Origin of the sequence: Pseudoalteromonas sp. XMcav1-K, assembly GCF_044005875.1 — a bacterium.
GTDB classification, from domain to species: domain Bacteria; phylum Pseudomonadota; class Gammaproteobacteria; order Enterobacterales; family Alteromonadaceae; genus Pseudoalteromonas; species Pseudoalteromonas spongiae.
On record NZ_JBIPJE010000050.1, the window covers coordinates 599,293 to 616,004 of the forward strand.

17 protein-coding genes are annotated in these 16,712 nt (G+C 39.1%); 8 read left to right on the top strand and 9 right to left on the bottom strand.

Annotated features, from left to right (window positions below; all coding sequences use genetic code 11):
• The first annotated feature begins 65 nt into the window (after positions 1–65).
• Positions 66–944 (top strand): aspartyl protease family protein, encoded by an 879-nt coding sequence (locus ACHSBP_RS19570; protein ID WP_395390212.1) that lies wholly within the window; start codon positions 66–68, stop codon positions 942–944.
• 160 nt (positions 945–1,104) lie between these two features.
• Here the strand turns inward: ACHSBP_RS19570 and ACHSBP_RS19575 are convergent, their stop codons facing one another.
• The 3 genes from ACHSBP_RS19575 to ACHSBP_RS19585 form a co-directional block, all read right to left on the bottom strand.
• A complete protein-coding gene (locus tag ACHSBP_RS19575) occupies positions 1,105–2,508 on the bottom strand; it encodes a hypothetical protein (protein ID WP_010558700.1) in 1,404 nt (467 codons plus the stop codon).
• Positions 2,509–2,618: 110 nt separating this feature from the next.
• Positions 2,619–3,116 (bottom strand): type III secretion system chaperone, encoded by a 498-nt coding sequence (locus ACHSBP_RS19580; protein WP_010558701.1) that lies wholly within the window; start codon positions 3,114–3,116, stop codon positions 2,619–2,621.
• Between the two features lie 289 nt (positions 3,117–3,405).
• A complete protein-coding gene (locus ACHSBP_RS19585) occupies positions 3,406–4,251 on the bottom strand; it encodes an alpha/beta hydrolase (protein ID WP_010558702.1) in 846 nt (281 codons plus the stop codon).
• A gap of 309 nt (positions 4,252–4,560) precedes the next feature.
• Between ACHSBP_RS19585 and ACHSBP_RS19590 the strand changes: the two genes are divergently transcribed.
• Both ACHSBP_RS19590 and ACHSBP_RS19595 read left to right on the top strand, forming a co-directional pair.
• Complete coding sequence (locus ACHSBP_RS19590) at positions 4,561–5,454, top strand: DUF5050 domain-containing protein (RefSeq protein WP_010558703.1); 894 nt, start codon at positions 4,561–4,563, stop codon at positions 5,452–5,454.
• Between the two features lie 232 nt (positions 5,455–5,686).
• On the top strand, positions 5,687–7,108 hold the full coding sequence (locus ACHSBP_RS19595; RefSeq protein WP_010558704.1) for a S41 family peptidase: 1,422 nt from the start codon (positions 5,687–5,689) through the stop codon (positions 7,106–7,108).
• 165 nt (positions 7,109–7,273) lie between these two features.
• Here ACHSBP_RS19595 and ACHSBP_RS19600 read toward each other — a convergent pair whose 3' ends face one another.
• Positions 7,274–7,648: a nuclear transport factor 2 family protein gene (locus ACHSBP_RS19600; protein ID WP_395390213.1), complete on the bottom strand. Its 375-nt coding sequence runs from the start codon at positions 7,646–7,648 to the stop codon at positions 7,274–7,276.
• Positions 7,649–7,752: 104 nt separating this feature from the next.
• On the opposite strand from ACHSBP_RS19600, the gene ACHSBP_RS19605 reads away from it, so the two are divergent.
• Positions 7,753–8,625, top strand: a complete 873-nt coding sequence (locus ACHSBP_RS19605) for a LysR family transcriptional regulator (RefSeq protein ID WP_395390214.1) — start codon at positions 7,753–7,755, stop codon at positions 8,623–8,625.
• 251 nt (positions 8,626–8,876) lie between these two features.
• Here the strand turns inward: ACHSBP_RS19605 and ACHSBP_RS19610 are convergent, their stop codons facing one another.
• The gene (locus tag ACHSBP_RS19610) at positions 8,877–10,277 is read right to left on the bottom strand and encodes a S41 family peptidase (protein ID WP_395390215.1); all 1,401 of its coding nucleotides are present in this window, start codon (positions 10,275–10,277) and stop codon (positions 8,877–8,879) included.
• A gap of 133 nt (positions 10,278–10,410) precedes the next feature.
• Between ACHSBP_RS19610 and ACHSBP_RS19615 the strand changes: the two genes are divergently transcribed.
• A complete protein-coding gene (locus ACHSBP_RS19615; RefSeq protein ID WP_395390216.1) occupies positions 10,411–11,592 on the top strand; it encodes a helix-turn-helix transcriptional regulator in 1,182 nt (393 codons plus the stop codon).
• Positions 11,593–11,791: 199 nt separating this feature from the next.
• The gene (locus ACHSBP_RS19620; RefSeq protein ID WP_395390217.1) at positions 11,792–12,658 is read left to right on the top strand and encodes a GyrI-like domain-containing protein; all 867 of its coding nucleotides are present in this window, start codon (positions 11,792–11,794) and stop codon (positions 12,656–12,658) included.
• Positions 12,659–12,834: 176 nt separating this feature from the next.
• Here the strand turns inward: ACHSBP_RS19620 and ACHSBP_RS19625 are convergent, their stop codons facing one another.
• The 4 genes from ACHSBP_RS19625 to ACHSBP_RS19640 all read right to left on the bottom strand — a co-directional run bounded on the left by ACHSBP_RS19625 (position 12,835) and on the right by ACHSBP_RS19640 (position 15,252).
• Complete coding sequence (locus ACHSBP_RS19625; RefSeq protein WP_395390218.1) at positions 12,835–13,266, bottom strand: arsenate reductase family protein; 432 nt, start codon at positions 13,264–13,266, stop codon at positions 12,835–12,837.
• Between the two features lie 2 nt (positions 13,267–13,268).
• Positions 13,269–14,288, bottom strand: coding sequence for an ACR3 family arsenite efflux transporter (gene arsB, locus ACHSBP_RS19630; protein WP_395390219.1), 1,020 nt, complete (start codon positions 14,286–14,288; stop codon positions 13,269–13,271).
• Between the two features lie 13 nt (positions 14,289–14,301).
• Positions 14,302–14,637 carry a metalloregulator ArsR/SmtB family transcription factor gene (locus ACHSBP_RS19635; RefSeq protein WP_395390220.1) on the bottom strand — a complete coding sequence of 112 codons (336 nt, stop codon included), beginning with the start codon at positions 14,635–14,637 and terminating at the stop codon, positions 14,302–14,304.
• A gap of 324 nt (positions 14,638–14,961) precedes the next feature.
• Positions 14,962–15,252: a DUF6471 domain-containing protein gene (locus ACHSBP_RS19640; RefSeq protein WP_010558713.1), complete on the bottom strand. Its 291-nt coding sequence runs from the start codon at positions 15,250–15,252 to the stop codon at positions 14,962–14,964.
• A 250-nt stretch (positions 15,253–15,502) separates the two neighbouring features.
• Between ACHSBP_RS19640 and ACHSBP_RS19645 the strand changes: the two genes are divergently transcribed.
• Both ACHSBP_RS19645 and ACHSBP_RS19650 read left to right on the top strand, forming a co-directional pair.
• Entirely contained in the window at positions 15,503–15,892 is a 390-nt protein-coding gene (locus ACHSBP_RS19645) for a DUF2170 family protein (protein ID WP_395390221.1), read from the top strand.
• Positions 15,893–15,903: 11 nt separating this feature from the next.
• On the top strand, positions 15,904–16,599 hold the full coding sequence (locus ACHSBP_RS19650) for a PspA/IM30 family protein (RefSeq protein WP_010558715.1): 696 nt from the start codon (positions 15,904–15,906) through the stop codon (positions 16,597–16,599).
• Positions 16,600–16,712: the final 113 nt, after the last annotated feature.

The window sequence follows — 16,712 nt, forward strand, 5'->3', positions numbered from 1 at the left end:
AATTGCTTAACAATTGCTTTTTAAAGTACACCTAACAAAACAAAAAACAACAAAGCAGGTGATTTATGAAAGCAATTTTAAGTACAGTAGTTGTTGGTATTATGAGTTTCTCAACTAATGCAAATCAAGAGAACACTAAACCGGTTACAATGCCAATGCAGTTCACACAATATGGCCATGTTATGGTGGATGCTCAGTTAAATAATGCCGACACAGTACCTATGGTTTTGGATACCGCAGCTACTTCAGGAGTTATTTCAATTAGCCTATTAAATGAGTTGGCATTGCCAGAAAGCGCACTCGAAAAAGAAGAAGTGACCAGTGCAACAAGCAAAATGACTCTCACGCAAGCGAATGTAAATAAAACGCGTGTTGGTCATACTGCGGTGATGGATTTACCTTACATCACACAAGATTTAACCGTGCTTAAAACCGCACAAGGTAAAGTGCCGGGTATTTTAGGGTATGGATTTTTAGAAAAACACTGCACCGTTTTAGACTTTGTTAAAAGTGAAGTGACTTTTTACGCACAAACCTGTTCAGAGCAAGTTACGCATGGTTTAAAATCGCAAGCGTTTTGGCTTGATGAAGAATTTATTAAGTTTAACGTTGAGTTTAATGGCCACAATGTTGATGCGGTGTTAGATACAGGTGCACCGATAAACATCATTAACTCTCACTTATTGGCAAAGCTTGACGTTGAGAAAAAAGACAAAGAAGATCTTAAGGGCCTTCATGGCAAAGCAATACAAAAACAAAAGTTAGGTGAGGTAAGTTTTAATATTGGTGAACATACCGTAACTAGCGCTAAAACAACGGTTTCTGATATGCCAGTATTTAAAAAACTCGGCTATGAAAATAAGCCTGTAATACTAATGGGCCTTGCAGATTTCAAAGGCGGAAAATTGGTTATTGACTATCAAGCCAAGCATATTTATTTTTAAATCAATACACTAAAAAATCATCAACGGTTTACCCATTAGGAAATTCCAAAAACACCCATTCTAATTTGGTTTAGTTTGGGTGTTTTTCTATGTTTAGGATTTTGCATCGGCTAATTAATGGGTGACTTTTTTTCTTTTACAAGAGCAGAACCCCTTTCACCTATTTTTTGGGCTCTACGGCGGCGACAGCCACCGCTGGCTCGTTACCATTATTTGCTGCTACAGCAACTTCATCAATAATTGGTGCTGCAGCGTCATCAGCTATGTCGCCCAAAGGCGCAGCTTGTTCTGCGGCAACCATTGCTACTTCAGGGGCTGCCTCAGGTTTATCTTTTAAAGCGTCATTCATAAATTGTTCAAATTGAGAGACAGCTTTTGGATAATCTTTCAGCGGGCTTTCGATGTGTTGGAAATAGCCAAGTGTTTGTGCTGCAATTAAACACTCAGACAAGCTATGATGGCCCAAAGCAATAAGCTCCATGCTTTTAACGCCGAGCAATAGCTCACGTTTGGCTAGCTCATCGTCACTAATGCCGTCACTATCTGCAACTTTGGGTTCTTTACCATCAGCTGCAAATTCTATGTCTAATATTTCTGACAGAAGCGAACCTGAGACACCACCAATAAATGGCGCACCGTTTTCTCGAAAAGCTTTTACTGTATTGCTCGCATCGACATCTTGGGCTGTCAGTTTGCCTTTGGCATGAAAAGTTGACTTCGCAAACACGTTTTCTTGTGACTCACGGCGATGCTCTTGGGCAGAAATTCCTGAGTTTTTGTCTTTTGCACTTGGGGCGCGATCACGCCTTGCTATGTTGTCTCCTCTTCCTCTATCTGTGAAGACATCATTTTCACGGGCTGAATCATAGCGTTCCTTACTATGCGCATCGGTTGAAATCAGGTAAAAATTGGTAAAAGCGTCAAGGCGGGTTTTCATGTCGTCATATGAATCACCAAATATCCCTGCAATATTTATCTTGTTAGTGTCAATTTTATCGAGAAGTCTTGCCTTTCTGTGCGCTAATGCTTTTTCGATAGGTGTTTCGGTGTATAGCTCATCTATTGCTTCCAATACTTCTTGTTGTTCAGGTGTTAACTCTGAGGTACTTAAGGTCCCTGCTGCCTTATGCTCTCTGTAACTATTAAGTTTGTTTTCCATATCGATAATACGGTCTAACTGGCCGCTTATGTGTTCTTTGACGGCTTCAAAGGCTGTACTTCCCATACCTACCAATCCTTGGCGAGCAATAGTACTTTCTTTTGCTGCAGCGACTTTGTCGTTACCTCGAATATCAATAGAAGATGACTCAAAGACTGCTCTTACTTCACCTACGGTGAGAGGGGATGCGCTATTTTTTAAGGTTGTTTGCTGTTCTTGGCTCAAACCTTTCATCATGCCTGATTGATCTAATGATTTTACAAACTCGGCACGTAACGGCGTTGTTCCCGACCCTAATGCTGAAATATCTCCGAACTTCCCGCCATGATTGTCTATCAGGTTAGCAGTGTCTTTTAGGCCTTTATTTTGTGCGATATTTCTAAATGCTGTTAGTTCAAACGTCATAGTATCTTCCTTGTGTAGGGCTGTTAGTTATCTCGTTATGTGCTTCACTTAGTTAGCTAATGGCATGCAGTTATAAAAGCGTATAACGTACTTGTTGCGAAACCGATAAATTAAGGTGTGATAAATTGATTCTGTGTATAGGTTTTGCTCAAATCTGTATGATTAGTGTGCGCATTTGACTCGGCTAACTCTTTCAAAAGCTGGCGTGCCTTGTGAGTGTCTAAACATAATTGCTCGACCCACTGTGAAAACACATATTGGTCTGTGTGATGAGCTGCTTTTTTGATTGTGAGTGTGGCTTCGTCAGTGGAATAGAATCCCCAAAAAGCATTACTACCCGAGCGATTTGCATAGTTCTCTAACAGCAGCCTTAAGTAGGTGTCTTCTTTATTACTTGAGTTAATTACACCTACGTAGCTAACGAGAAGAATAGTTTGAGATTGCTCATCAAACCCAATGTTAATTTCAAACTCTTCATTACTGAGAGAGAAGCTGTTTCCAGCCTCCCAATTCAAATGCGCTATGCCTTTAAGTTTCTGGTATTCCTCAATAAGCGCTATAAAATTAAAGCAACTATCCATAATTCCCTCTGCTTGTTTAATAACCATTCACAGCGAAGCTTAGGTTATAGAACACACTAAAAATTTAAAAATTAGCTGAGATTTTTTATAGAGTAGACAATTCAATCAGGACAGTGTCATAAAGTAATGGGTGAGCAATAATGTGTATTGATATTGTGATTGGTATTACTTAATAAGGTGAATCTACAGTTTTAACTACTGGTTTGATAAGGCGATAAAGGAACTTACTTAGACCTAATTGCGTTATGATCAATTTAAATCAATGGGGGATAGTTTAGATCTCTCCCCATTGAGCAGGCCTTGTTTAAGGTGGTGACTAAAGCTTTTGTTTGAAAGCTGAATACTCATTTACGGCTGTGGGTATAGACATGTAGGGGTTGGTACCATGATCAGCACCTTCTGTGAATTGATGGGCCCAAACCAAGTTGTTAGGTGCATTTTCGTCGAGCGCTGCTAACAGTCCTTTAAACGAGCCTGTAATAATAGACGGTTCTTTTGCTCCTAAGCTTAAATAAAAAAACTTAGGAGCACCTTCAAGTTTAACTAGGTTCTTCTTAAATTCTTTTACAACCACTGAGTCGTCGTACCACGCTGCTGGGCTAAACGCAAAATATGCATTAAATAGCGAGGGTTGAGTGATCATGGTGTACAAGACAAAACTGCCACCTGCAGAATAACCGCTGAGTGAACGGTCGTCTGATATTTTGTAACGACTTTCTATGTAGGGCAGCAACTCGGTTTCAATAAAGGCTAAAAACGTATCTGCACGGCCAAACAGCTCTCTTGCCGTTTGATTAGTTGGGCGCGCGTTAATATTGACGTCTTTTCTCGCAAATGGCGGAACCAAGTCGCGATTTCGTGTATCTGTCCAAAATTGATTTGGTATTGCCAGAACGATAGCGTCATCATGCTTGGCAACTGTTTCAGCCCATCTGTCTAAATTAAAATTGCCATCGGTTTTAATAACAAGGGGATAACTTTTTTGCGCATTATATTTATCGGGTAAGCGGATAAAAATTTTTCTACTCTCGCCCAAAACGTGAGAGTTAATCACTACATCTAGATAGGGAGATGTGTAGTGTTCAAGATAACGAATATAAGTATAAATAGATGCCAGACTAGCAATTGCGACAAGGGCGAATGAGATTTTTAAAGACTTCATGTTTTAATACTCCTTTTTTTATCAATAACTGTTTGTGTTTTGATATGCAAGGTGCTGTTATTTATTTGTTACAAAAAGAAAAAATTGAACCATTCTCTGTGCGGCGTTATTAAGTTGCAAAGAACTAAGGTGGTTGCTTTATTGAGATATTTTTTGAACAAAGTTAATTTCAATCTTTATCTATTGATTTTTGAGTGGAATAGAGCTTTTAAGCATTATGTTACATTTATTTCTTATGGTTTATGTCTCATTAAGTTTATCGTATTGATATTTGGTGTAAAAAATTAGTATTAGCTTAAGGATTATTACATGAAACGGATAGCGATTTTAGGAAGTGTACTTTTAACATCGATTGCCTTGTTATCAGGGTGTCAACTAAACACTCCTTCGCAAGAACCAACTTATTCCATCGCTTTCTCATACAAAGTCAATGACGAACGTCACATTCATTTTGCCGATGCAGATGGTAACTACGCTAAGCAAGTGACCAATTTTATCAAAGTAGAAGGCTACCCTTCGGTTTCTCCAGATGGAACAAAAATGGCTTTTTATGGCAAATACGATAATAACAAAACTTGGTCTATCCATATCGTTAATCTTGATGGCTCAGACATTCGCCGAATTACAAATACGCCAAGCGTTTGGGATAGCGCTCCATCTTGGTCTGCCGATAGTCAAAATATTACTTTTGCTCGAGAATACAAAAATGAGCAAGGTGAGTGGCAAAATGAAATTTGGATTGCTGCTGCGGATGGTTCGAAAACACAACAATTAAAATCGCTTCGAGGCTTAGGGCCTAAATTAATCTCTAACAATAGAATATTATTTTTCACTCAGGATAAAACTAGCGCTATTTACATCGCCAACGCAGACGGCTCTAACTTGGTCCAGTTAACTAATAATGACGCCGAAAATTGGTATCCAGATCTTTCACCTAATGAACAAAAAATTGTGTTTATGTCTAATAGAGATGGTAATAGAGAAATTTATTCTATGAACATAGATGGCACGAACCAAAAACGACTGACCTATAACAATGTTGACGATTGGAACCCATCTTGGTCTTCAGATGGTAAAGAAATTATATTTACGTCTGAGGTGCCAAATCAATTTTCCGACATATACAAAATGAACCGTGATGGAAGCGAATTACAAAAGCTGATTACCGGCGCTTCACAAGCATCATGGATTAAGGCACCGTAAAATAAATGGTAACGTATCCTTACTAACGGGGAATAACGAAGACACTCTCTCAATCAGTAGCAATCAGAGTCGTTAATTTTTTAAACTTCTCTCACTAAAAGCTAGTCGTTGGGCTAGCTTTTTGTTTTTGCCTTATTTTTTCTATTTGAACAGGCGTTTTAAATTAGGTAGTCTGCCTACTCAATGGACTGTCAAAGTCACAAAAATTATAATAATAAGGACTTGAATATTAATGAAAAAAATTGCGTTTTTTACACTTCTTTTGCCATTTACCGCGACTGCAAACCCGTTTGACTGTAAAACCGAGTTTGAGTGGCTCAAAACCACGTTTGAAAATAATGATGCTGGATTTGAATATGCTGTTTCTACAAAAGGTGAAAGCAGCTATAAAAGCCACAATGCTGCATACCTTAGCGCCGTTAAAAACAGTGGTTCAGCAACTGAATGTCATCAATATCTAAAGGGCTGGTTGTCATTTTTTCGAGATGGCCATATTCACATTGGGATTAATACCGATGGTGAAGAAGTACAAAACAAAACGTCTAAAATTCATGAGTTTAATGAATTAGCTTTTAGCCAGTATCTTGATACCAAACAAACAGAAGACTGGGAGGGGATTTGGGCATTTTCAGGCTATAAACTAGCGTTGAAAAAAGAAGGTTCGGACTATAACGCTTACGTTATTGAGTCGAGCAATGAAAGTTGGAAAAAAGGGCAAATTAAATTCACAATTCATGATAGCGGCAACGGCACACATACAGTGAGCTACTACATGTCAGATCACTCCTTTCGTTCTATCGATTCGGTAAGTAACCTAGATAAAAACCATTTAGTGATAGGGAAAAATTGGTTAACGTTGTCACGCCAGAATGAAAAAACTGCGAGCGCACCATCAGTTACTCAATATGTGAAGCTTATTGCGGCGCGCAAACCACTATTTGAGGTGTTATCAAATAAAACTGCATTGCTTAGAATTCCGTCATTTGATCATAGTTTTAAAAAAGAGATTGATAAGGTTATCAAAGATAACTTAGATACCATTTTGCAGACAGAAAATTTGATTATCGATATACGTGGTAACGGCGGTGGTAGTGATGTTAGCTATGAAGAGATATTGCCAATTATTTATACCAACCCTATCCGCACTATCGGCCTAGAGTTTTTGTCTACAACACTTAATAACTCGCGAATGCTGCAGTTTATGCAAGATGATAACTTTAGCGACGAAGACAAAGAATGGGCAAAGGAGAGTTATAACAAGTTAGAAAACCGGTTAGGTGAATTTGTTAATTTGGAAGACGATACGATCACTGTTGAAACATTCGATCGTGTGCATCCACTGCCTAATAATGTTGGTGTATTAATTGATAATCGCAATGGAAGCACGGCAGAGCAATTTTTATTGGCAGCTAAGCAAAGCAAGAAAGTGAAATTGTTTGGTGTAACAACCCGTGGCGTTTTAGATATTTCCAATATGTACCAAGTTCAGTCGCCCAGTAAACACTTTACACTCTATTACAGCCTATCAAAGAGTTTTAGAATTCCAGAGATGGCGATAGACAGTAAAGGCATTCAACCCGACTTTTACATTGATGCGAGCGTGCCAGCTTTCCAATGGATTGATCATACACAGAAAATTTTAGAAGCGCGTTAATTCTTTTATGCTAAATTGAATTAGTTCAGACGAGATCTGATACTGTGGTTTGTAACGCCAGCCATTTTGAAAAAGGTTATCGCTTTACGCGTTAACCTTTTTCCTAAATGTTAATAACTTAGCGTTTTGAATTGTGCTTAATCTAAAACACAACATGTTTTGTAATTAACGTTCACCTTGCACTTCAAATTCGTCGTCAATTAAGCGCGCTTTGCCGTCTTCTTCAACGCGCCATAATTCGCGATGTACAACACCATACGCTTTATTCATTGTCCATTTTGAGCTGAGAATAAAACTCTTATCATCGAACTTTGACCATGCAACATCTGTGTATTCAACGTCTTTAAATCCTTGTTCAATGATCCCTTGCCAGAAAGATTCAATTTCTGTAGAGCCTTTAAACGTACCGAAAGGGCGAGCATGCATAATGGCATGTTCACTGTATTGTGCAGCACAGCCAGCTGCGTCTTGGTTGTTAAATGCGTTTTGCCATGCCGTAATACCATCTTTACAGGCGTTTAAAATCTGTTGTTCAGTCATCTTGTTGTCTCTTAGTTAGTAATGAGTAGCTAGATTAACGAGCTACTAAGCGCTAAAAAACAGATATAATAGAAATAACTGTTTTTCTATACAGAACAATAAATATGAATCGACTTAAGCAAATGATGATTTTTGCCCATATTGTTGAGGCAGGATCGATATCGGCAGCTGGTGAACAACTCAACTTATCGAAATCAGTGATAAGCCAAAACTTGAAACAACTGGAACAATCGCTGGGAGTTGTTTTACTCAAGCGCACAACACGTAGGTTGTCACTGACAGATGCGGGGGAGCGTTTTTACACCAAGTGTAAAACAATTAACTCGATTGCGGATAATGCATGGGAGCAAGCGCAAGCTTATTTAGCTCAGCCAAAAGGGCGTATTCGCATTACTGCGCCAAATGCCTTAATGGAAACGTTAGTAACGCCAGTGATTGCAAAGCTAATGAAAGACTATCCAGGGTTAAAACCAGAACTGATAAGCGCGGATGAACAGCTTGATTTTATGGCAAACGATATTGATTTGGCGATTAGAGTTGGCAGATCTGCAGACAGTAACTTGACGCAAAAACGCATTGGGTCGTTTAATGATGTATTGTGTGGTGCAGCGGGGGTTGCGCAGAAAAACATCGATACATTGCCCTACATTGCAAATGTTTGGCAGGGGAACAGCATAAAACACATGTTTACGAGGCCAGATGGCTCTGAACAACTTTTCTCTACTGAGGCGCAATGCACCACGAACTCATTTTACGCGTGTGTGGCATTAATTAAAGCCGGTGCGGGTATTGGGATTGTTCCAGATTTTTATTTGTCGCGATTTGATAGTGAATTAGTACCGGTAGACTCAAACCTTAAATTGCCTAGCAACCCGGTTTTTGCAATTCATCCTTTTGGTAAAAACCAACCACTTAACGTTGCAGTGTGTGTAGAAGGTATCCAGAAACACTTACAAAACTTAGTGGGCGATAGCTAATTTTTGTGGCAATTTTAGGATGCGCAATCATGAGGTTTTTTTACACTATGAAAAAAGTATTAACTCACCTTTAATTTAAACAGAGTTACCCTCCTTTAATTTCATGATTGTAATAATAAAAGTGACTAGCCGTATTTCTCCAACTAGTCACTGCTTTTAAGTAATCACCGGTAATTTATCTATGCATTTGATTAAACTTAACGCCAATTTAACTACTGAGGTTGATAAAGCGGTTGGCTCAAACTCCTTGCTTACAATTTTGCTTTAACGTCTCTAACTAAGGTGTTTATAGCAATTGAATGGCTTTCAAATATATTGTCGTTTGAAAAAATGGGGTATGACTGCGCTGGTTTGAGCCCAATACCTTCAGATATTTTGCCGTCACTTTCTTGATATGTTTCATTAGATAGGCCTAAATGCCAGCCATTTAGCAGTGTTTTATCTAATACATCGGAGTGATTTCCTCGTGTTGTATCACCAACATGAATCACGTTAGGAATTGCTCTCATCGCCATGGTAAAGGTTTCAGCCGCACTAACGGTATGGTCGCTTGTTACTAAATACACAGGCTTAATATATGGTGGCTCATTTGCTTTGTTTACATAGAATTTTTGCGGCACGGTAGGGCCTCCTAACGCGGTTTTCGAATATGCCAATCGCTGCTTCGCATTGAAGTATTGCGCAATGGCTAAGCCAACTTCATCATGTCCACCACCATTGGCAGTAATATCAAAAATAATCGCGTCGCTGGTAGCGAGTGTTGCCATAATGGTATCCATAGCTTGCTGGATTGCCAACACATCATCTTGAATAGAGCCACTTTGTGAAAAGTTCTGCATGCGTTGAAGATTGATGTAGCCAATATTGTCAGTCATACCCCAAATAATGAATTTACCTATATCGTTGGCACTTTCGTTTAAGATAGCGGTGCGCACTTGGTGTTTGTAATACTCATACCAATGTAAACGGAAGGTGCGTTCGTCCTTAATTTCATTTTGTTCTTTGAACGCGCGCGATAATGCTGGGCGCAGAATACGGGATTCATTCGGCTGAAATCGCTTTGACGTATCGTTTATACGTGCAGATAAAAACACATGAGCATCGTCTAATTTCTTTATCATATTTGAAAAGAGATTAAACAGTTCAGTTTGTGACATATCGTCGTTCACTTTCGACTCGTACTGTTCGACAATTTTTGGCCAGTCCTGCTGGTATGTCTCAAAAAAGGCATAGTGTTCTGACATGGTTTGAGTAAAGTAAATAAAATTGTCAGTAGGGTTGTGATTGGGTGACGTTAAACACTTATCGATGACGCTTTTCGCATCCTTATTGGGTAACCGATTAAAATAATAGCGTGTCGAATTTGGAGTTTCACTCACCCAAATATGTTCATCTGTTATCGTATGGAATACGGCCATATGAGATGCGATATCGGCACTGCTCATCGCTTTTTGCACGCAACCTACTCGTGTTGTATCAAAGAGTTGCATTCCGTTGGCATCAATTTTCATTAGATAGCCATATCCTTGCGACTGCCACACCCCCGAATGTTCTGCAATATTAAAGGTTGATGATGTTGGAAAATTAGGGCGATTATCGCATCCTGCCAATGCGAGTACGCCACTTAGTATTAATGTTTTTAAAATTTGCATAGTCACGCTCATTTATTGTCCATAAGAACCTTGATACTATGATTTTGTTTGTTTTTTTCGTCCGTCTAAGCTGATTAGTACACATTAAATAAACTTACTTATTGCGATTTTGTATGTGCCCAAGGAAATTTACGTGGAATTAAAACTGGAAAGTGCTATTCAAATTTTGCTTGTAGGTGCATCTTTTGGCGTATGTCTATTCATTCTTGCGCATTTGTGGCTTAAAGAACGGGTGACATCAGTCCGTTATTTGGGACTATTTTATGGTGCGAACATCGCAAATATTCTTGATGAATGGTTTTGGCATTTTGGTGTATGGCAAGTAGCACCCATATTAACCAACGCATATCTGCCTATTTTATATTTAATCGCTCCTAGTTTTTATCTGTATGTAAAAGGGTTAACAGATCCTAGTTATAACAACCGTTTATTGGCAAATGTAAAGCATGGTATTGGGTTTATCTTAAGTTTCTTGGTGTGTATACCTTATTTTGTGCTCGATAGCGATATTAAACTCGCCCGCTTATCTGCTCCATCAGGTACGTTAGAGCATTTAGGTTTAACAACTTTAGGGCCAACCATTGTTTTATTGTTGTTATTGCCGTTTTCGCTTTGCTACGTTATCGCCATCGTTAAGTTGTTAGCTCAACATCTCAATACTATAAAAAGTTATTTTTCTAATATCGATAATCGCGATTTATCATGGATCCGCTGGTCAATTATCGCCTTGTGTATTGCGTTCGCTGTATCAACGATCCGCATATTTTTACCCGAGCGGCTCTCAGAAGAAGGATGGCATAATATCTTATTCTTAACTTTTGAGCTGTTTTGGCTTGTGATCGTTGGCGTACTATCAATCACTCAAGGCCCTATCTACAAAAGTGAAGTTGAGTCAGAGCGAGCGCTATTTTGTGCTGATAAACAGCAAGGGAAATATCAAAACTCGCCAATGCAAGAAAGCGATATTGAACGAATCAAAAACAAACTGAACGCAGCCATGGCTGATGGCTTTTACAAGGATCCTAACCTTACCTTAAGGAAACTGTCTGATTTAACTGGAATAGCTGAAATTAGGATTTCTCAAGTGCTAAACACAGCCATGAATATCGGCTTTTATGATTTTATTAACAGTTGGCGAATTAAAGCGGCATGCAAATCTATTGAGCAATCTGAACACACTATTTTAGAGGTTGCATTTGAAGTAGGGTTTAATTCTCGCTCCACGTTTAATCAAGCATTTAAAAAGCACGTTGGGAATACACCAAGTGCATATAGAAAACAGCTTATTACTGAACCTAACGCATCTGAAATTTGACGAAGATTGCAATCAATAGAACCCAATCTTGAACTGTACAAGACGAAAAGCGCATTTTGTTTTATGTTTAGAGGCTAAAACAATGGGCTGTAGTCTTATCGAGTGAATCTTAAAGTTCGCAAACATTATCAATTTAACATCAAGTACTCTTTGTTTGTCGCAGTCAGTTAACTGAATCAACGCACTTAAAGTGAAAATAATGAAGCATAAACACGTAACTAAAAATCAGTATGAGCATCGGTTGCTTAATGTCATTGACTATATCTATGAACATGTCGATGGAGAATTGGACGTCAATGCCCTAGCGGATGTTGCCTGTATGTCGAATTATCACTTTCATCGTATTTACCGTGAATTTGCAGGTGAAACGATCAATGTAACAGTGCGGAGAATGAGGTTATTGAAGGCTGCGGCGCTTTTATTGCGGAGCAACTTAACCCAGCAACAAATTGCGAAACAGGTTGGTTATGGCAGTGTTGAAGCATTTAACCGTGCGTTTAGTAAACACTATGGTGAAACACCCCATCAATACCGAATAACGCGCGTTGAAGAAAGGGTAACCCTGCTCTATCCCAAATCTAACAAGGAGTACACCATTATGTATCAAGTTGAACAACACACTGTGCCTGCCATGAGCTTAATTGGCGTTGAGCACAAGGGTGACTACATGAAAATAGGCCAAGCGTTTGAAAAGCTGTCTGTGATGGCGAGTAAGCTCGGTCTTATTAATGAAAATACACGCTTTTTTGGCATTTATTATGATGATCCAAAAACGGTTGAACAAGGTAAACTCAGCGCGAAGGCATGTATCTCAGTTGATGTAACTCAACTACCTGAAGAGCATCAGTTTGAACTGTTAAATATACCCTCATCCCAAGCTGTTTCACTATTATTTGAAGGCGACTACCCTGAACTAGAAAAGCCTTATGATTGGCTGTTTGGTGAATATTTGCCTCAAAGTAATTTCCAACTTAAGGACTTTCCACCGTTTGAAGAATATTTAAATGATGCGAAGAACACACCGCCACAGCAGCTATTAACCCGTATATACTGTTTAACGGCTTAAGACTAAGAACCTAGCGATTGCTAGGTTTTTATTTTTACTATTTTTTAATTATTTCTAATACACCGTGATGATCTAGAAAGCTCGTTTTGGTATCCAGATAAATGAGTAATATATGGCTATCCGTTACTTAAAAACAAACTAATTAGACAATAAATTAGATGCTTTACACGAAACGATTATGTGTCTATGAGCGTCACTCGCTTACCGTTTTTGTCTATTACAAGTTCACCATCTTCTTTGGTTAACGGTCCTTTAGGTAGCCGATCAAGTAAATCAAACACAGTTTCACTAGGGCGACATAGCTTCACGCCATTTTTTGTCGCAACGATTGGCCTGTTAACTAAAATGGGGTGCTTTAGCATATGTTCTAGAATGTGTTGATCAGATACACCATCCTCTAGCAGTCCCAGCGCCTTGGCTGGCGACTTGGTTTCACGTAGTAATTGGCGAGGGGTTAACCCTGTTGCCGCTAACAGTGCTAAAAGCTGTGGCCGTGTCCAGCCTTCTTTTAAATATTCAATCACCACAGGGGTATAGCCAGATTCTCGAATAAAACGCAGCACATTTCGCGATGTACCACACTCGGGGTTGTGATGAATAACAATCATAGTTACTCCTTAAACCAATGCCGGGTTTTATTGGCAAATGCAACCAAAGACAGCATTACAGGCACTTCTACCAATACGCCAACGACAGTTGCTAATGCTGCACCTGAATGCAGGCCAAATAAGGAAATAGCCACAGCCACGGCAAGTTCGAAAAAGTTTGAGGTGCCAATCATGCAAGCGGGAGCTGCCACGTTGTGGGGTAATTTCATTTTTTTCGCGAGTAAATAGGCAAATGCAAAGATCCCATACGTTTGGAGCAATAAGGGAATTGCAATTAATACAATTGCCACTGGGTTGCCTAAAATGGTTTGCGATTGAAAACCAAACAGCAATACCACGGTGGAAAGTAGCCCCATAATTGACCAAGGCTTTAGCTTACTAATAAAGTGATTGAGCTGAATGTGGTTGTCTTTCTTGTCTAGTAATTTACGGGTAAAAACGCCCGCGAGTAAGGGAATAACAACATACAGCAATACTGATAAAACAAGCGTATCCCAAGGGACGGTAACATCCGTCACGCCGAGTAAAAATCCAGCGAGTGGGGCAAAAGCAAATATCATAATCAAATCATTTACTGATACTTGTACCAAAGTGTAATTGGCATCGCCTTTAGTTAGTTGGCTCCAAACAAATACCATTGCTGTGCACGGTGCAACACCGAGCAAAATCATACCGGCGATATATTCATTAGCGGTTTGTGGGTCTACCCAACTGACAAAAAATATTTTAAAAAATAACCAACCAAGAAACGCCATGCTAAACGGTTTAATAAGCCAGTTTACGATTAATGTTAACACTAGGCCTTTTGGCTTTTTGCCGACGTCTTTAATCGCTGAAAAATCGACTTGCACCATCATAGGGTAAATCATTAGCCAAATGAGTACCGCAATCACAATGTTCACATGTGCAAATTCTAAACTAGCTATCACAGTAAATAGATCAGGTAGAAAGCTACCTGCAGCAATTCCGATGACAATTGCCAGTGCTACCCAAACTGATAAATAGCGTTCAAATAATCCCATAATATGCTCCTGACTACTTGCAAGTGTTCGCGTCCGTTTGAGCGGACTTAAGGCGAGTTAATGTATTTTGAAAATAGGGTTTATTATTAGCTGCACTGAGAGTAAGTACCTGCTTTGCCCAATCAGGCAGTTCATTGTGTATTTGGTAGTAAACCCATTTTCCCTGTCGTTCATCCCTTAACAAACCGCATTTTCTTAGAGATGCTAGATGACGTGATATTTTTGGCTGATCTAACTCAAGTGCGCTTATAAAGTCGCAAACACACGCTTTTTCAACCTGCGTTAATAACAATAAGATATGCAAACGGGTATCGTCTGCTAGGCATTTGTAAAATTGAAGTGGATCCATAGTTTTTATATATATGAAAAAACACATATGTAAATATTCGCATATGTTTATTTGTTATGCAACTTGGGCGTTTGTTTGATAGGTAATTTTTGATGGGAAGCAAAAAGAGGGGGGGAGTAATTATTTAGCTTAATCTGTGATTTATTCTTCACTGGCTCGAATTGTTATAAATCGACCAGCAAGCTAATTAAGTTGCCCTGCTAATCGATTGAAAACCTAAAAGTTTAAGTAAGCACTGAACACTGTGAAAAAAGGGGCAGGTATCTTTGGTTTTTAATGCTAATACAAAGAAAATCGCATTTTGCCAACCTACGCTAAGTGCGCTTACACTTCGTCTTCTATTTCTTTTGCCATGGTAAGAATTTCAGACAAGATGTCGCCTTTTACATTTAATACTTCAAGAATGATAAGAAATAGGCTTGTTGGCATTAGTCTGTTAGACACCTTGTTGCGCAGGTTGCCGGGGGTTAGAACAATACCTTTTTGTTCAAGCAGTTCTGCTAGCTGTGGATACGTAACCTTTTTTTGTTTTAGCTTCATGCTTAAAAAGCGTGAAAACGCCTCACCGTAAGGGGCGAGGGCTAGATTATTTTGAATACTCGTTTGTTGATCCATAAAAAATACCTAAGTAGTTTACATTCACGCCAATGTATTAGATAAATAGCCTATATTGCGCACCGGTATTGCTACAGCGTAATACTGAATGCAAACAGGGCTAGGCATATTAAATGCTAAAAGTTACCTGTATTGATATAACACAAATACATTTTAAGTGTAACAAAATAATAATTAGTGCAATATAAAACTTGCAAGTGTTAGTTATATGTGACATTAATTTAATACCAATAGAAATATGGAGATCAAAATGGCTTTTAATACCGAACAACTGAAAACGGTGTTTTCAACACATCCAGATTGGGTTGTTGAACAAGAAGGTGACTGTGTAAGCATTTCAAACGATGAAGGAATTGATGTGTTTGTTTATGCGGGTGAAACACAGGTAGTGGCTGAAAGTGTGTTGTTTCCGGTAAGTAGCGTTACAGATGTTTCAGGACTGAATGAACTGATTTTAAAAAGTCATCAGTTGGTTCCACTTTCTACTGTAGGTATTAGTTCGATATCTGGGCAAGAATATTACGTGGCGTTTGGTGCGTTGTCTGTTGACAGTAAAGATTCAGTGCTTGTTGAGGAAATTGAGTCTTTGTTTGCCAATATTCCAGAATTCCTTGAACTGTATGAAGATTATATCAATTAGGAGCAAGTCACATGAGTCTTAAAAAATTATGGACTGCGCTAGTAGGCGCAACAAATGAAGGGCTTGAAGCGGCCGCAGATACGCAAGCCATCCGAATTTTAGAGCAAGAACTTCGCGAAGCGAAAGAAGAGTTAAGACGTTCAGATCAAAGCCTAACTAGCATCATGGCAAAACGTAAATTAACCTCGAATAAGGTTGCTGCATTTCAGGCAGATATCGATAAATACTCAGAGCATGCTGTGTCTGCAAGTGAGTCAGGCAATATGGAACTTGCGGTAGAATGTGCAGAGCGCGTTGCTGATTTAGAAAGCCAAATGGCAACTGAACAATCGATTCTTGATGGTTTCGAAAAGTCAGAGAAAACCCTGAAAGACAACATTGCTAAAGCGAAAACAAATGTACGACGCATGGAACAGCAAATCGACCAGGTAAAAGCGACTGAGTCAGTGCAAAAGGCCCAAGCAGCAGCATCTACCCATCATGTTGGTGCTAATAGCAAAGTTAAAACTGCACTAGATAGCCTTGAACGTGTTAAGCAAAAGCAAGCGATGCGAGCAGCTGAATTAGAAGCTGCTGAAGAGCGTGCGGCTGATGAATCTGGCAGCAGTCTTGACGAAAAATTAAAAGCAGCAGGTGTAACGCCAGGTGGTCAAACATCGGGTCAGGACAAACTTGCACAGCTGCTAGCGAAGAAAAACGCAGGTTAGTGAGTAACCAATTTAAAAAGAGATAACTTAGTTATCTCTTTTTTAGTTTTTAAACAGTAAGCATCACTGTAGACAACTGGTTAGCCCACATGTAACGTTAGCAACCTATGAAG

What these genes read in the sequence shown, in the direction of transcription:
- ACHSBP_RS19570 (WP_395390212.1), top strand. Translation starts at nt 66, where the DNA reads ATGAAAGCAATTTTAAGTACAGTAGTTGTTGGTATTATGAGTTTCTCA.
- ACHSBP_RS19575 (WP_010558700.1), bottom strand. Translation starts at nt 2,508, where the DNA reads ATGACGTTTGAACTAACAGCATTTAGAAATATCGCACAAAATAAAGGC.
- ACHSBP_RS19580 (WP_010558701.1), bottom strand. Translation starts at nt 3,116, where the DNA reads ATGGTTATTAAACAAGCAGAGGGAATTATGGATAGTTGCTTTAATTTT.
- ACHSBP_RS19585 (WP_010558702.1), bottom strand. Translation starts at nt 4,251, where the DNA reads ATGAAGTCTTTAAAAATCTCATTCGCCCTTGTCGCAATTGCTAGTCTG.
- ACHSBP_RS19590 (WP_010558703.1), top strand. Translation starts at nt 4,561, where the DNA reads ATGAAACGGATAGCGATTTTAGGAAGTGTACTTTTAACATCGATTGCC.
- ACHSBP_RS19595 (WP_010558704.1), top strand. Translation starts at nt 5,687, where the DNA reads ATGAAAAAAATTGCGTTTTTTACACTTCTTTTGCCATTTACCGCGACT.
- ACHSBP_RS19600 (WP_395390213.1), bottom strand. Translation starts at nt 7,648, where the DNA reads ATGACTGAACAACAGATTTTAAACGCCTGTAAAGATGGTATTACGGCA.
- ACHSBP_RS19605 (WP_395390214.1), top strand. Translation starts at nt 7,753, where the DNA reads ATGAATCGACTTAAGCAAATGATGATTTTTGCCCATATTGTTGAGGCA.
- ACHSBP_RS19610 (WP_395390215.1), bottom strand. Translation starts at nt 10,277, where the DNA reads ATGCAAATTTTAAAAACATTAATACTAAGTGGCGTACTCGCATTGGCA.
- ACHSBP_RS19620 (WP_395390217.1), top strand. Translation starts at nt 11,792, where the DNA reads ATGAAGCATAAACACGTAACTAAAAATCAGTATGAGCATCGGTTGCTT.
- ACHSBP_RS19625 (WP_395390218.1), bottom strand. Translation starts at nt 13,266, where the DNA reads ATGATTGTTATTCATCACAACCCCGAGTGTGGTACATCGCGAAATGTG.
- arsB (WP_395390219.1), bottom strand. Translation starts at nt 14,288, where the DNA reads ATGGGATTATTTGAACGCTATTTATCAGTTTGGGTAGCACTGGCAATT.
- ACHSBP_RS19635 (WP_395390220.1), bottom strand. Translation starts at nt 14,637, where the DNA reads ATGGATCCACTTCAATTTTACAAATGCCTAGCAGACGATACCCGTTTG.
- ACHSBP_RS19640 (WP_010558713.1), bottom strand. Translation starts at nt 15,252, where the DNA reads ATGGATCAACAAACGAGTATTCAAAATAATCTAGCCCTCGCCCCTTAC.
- ACHSBP_RS19645 (WP_395390221.1), top strand. Translation starts at nt 15,503, where the DNA reads ATGGCTTTTAATACCGAACAACTGAAAACGGTGTTTTCAACACATCCA.
- ACHSBP_RS19650 (WP_010558715.1), top strand. Translation starts at nt 15,904, where the DNA reads ATGAGTCTTAAAAAATTATGGACTGCGCTAGTAGGCGCAACAAATGAA.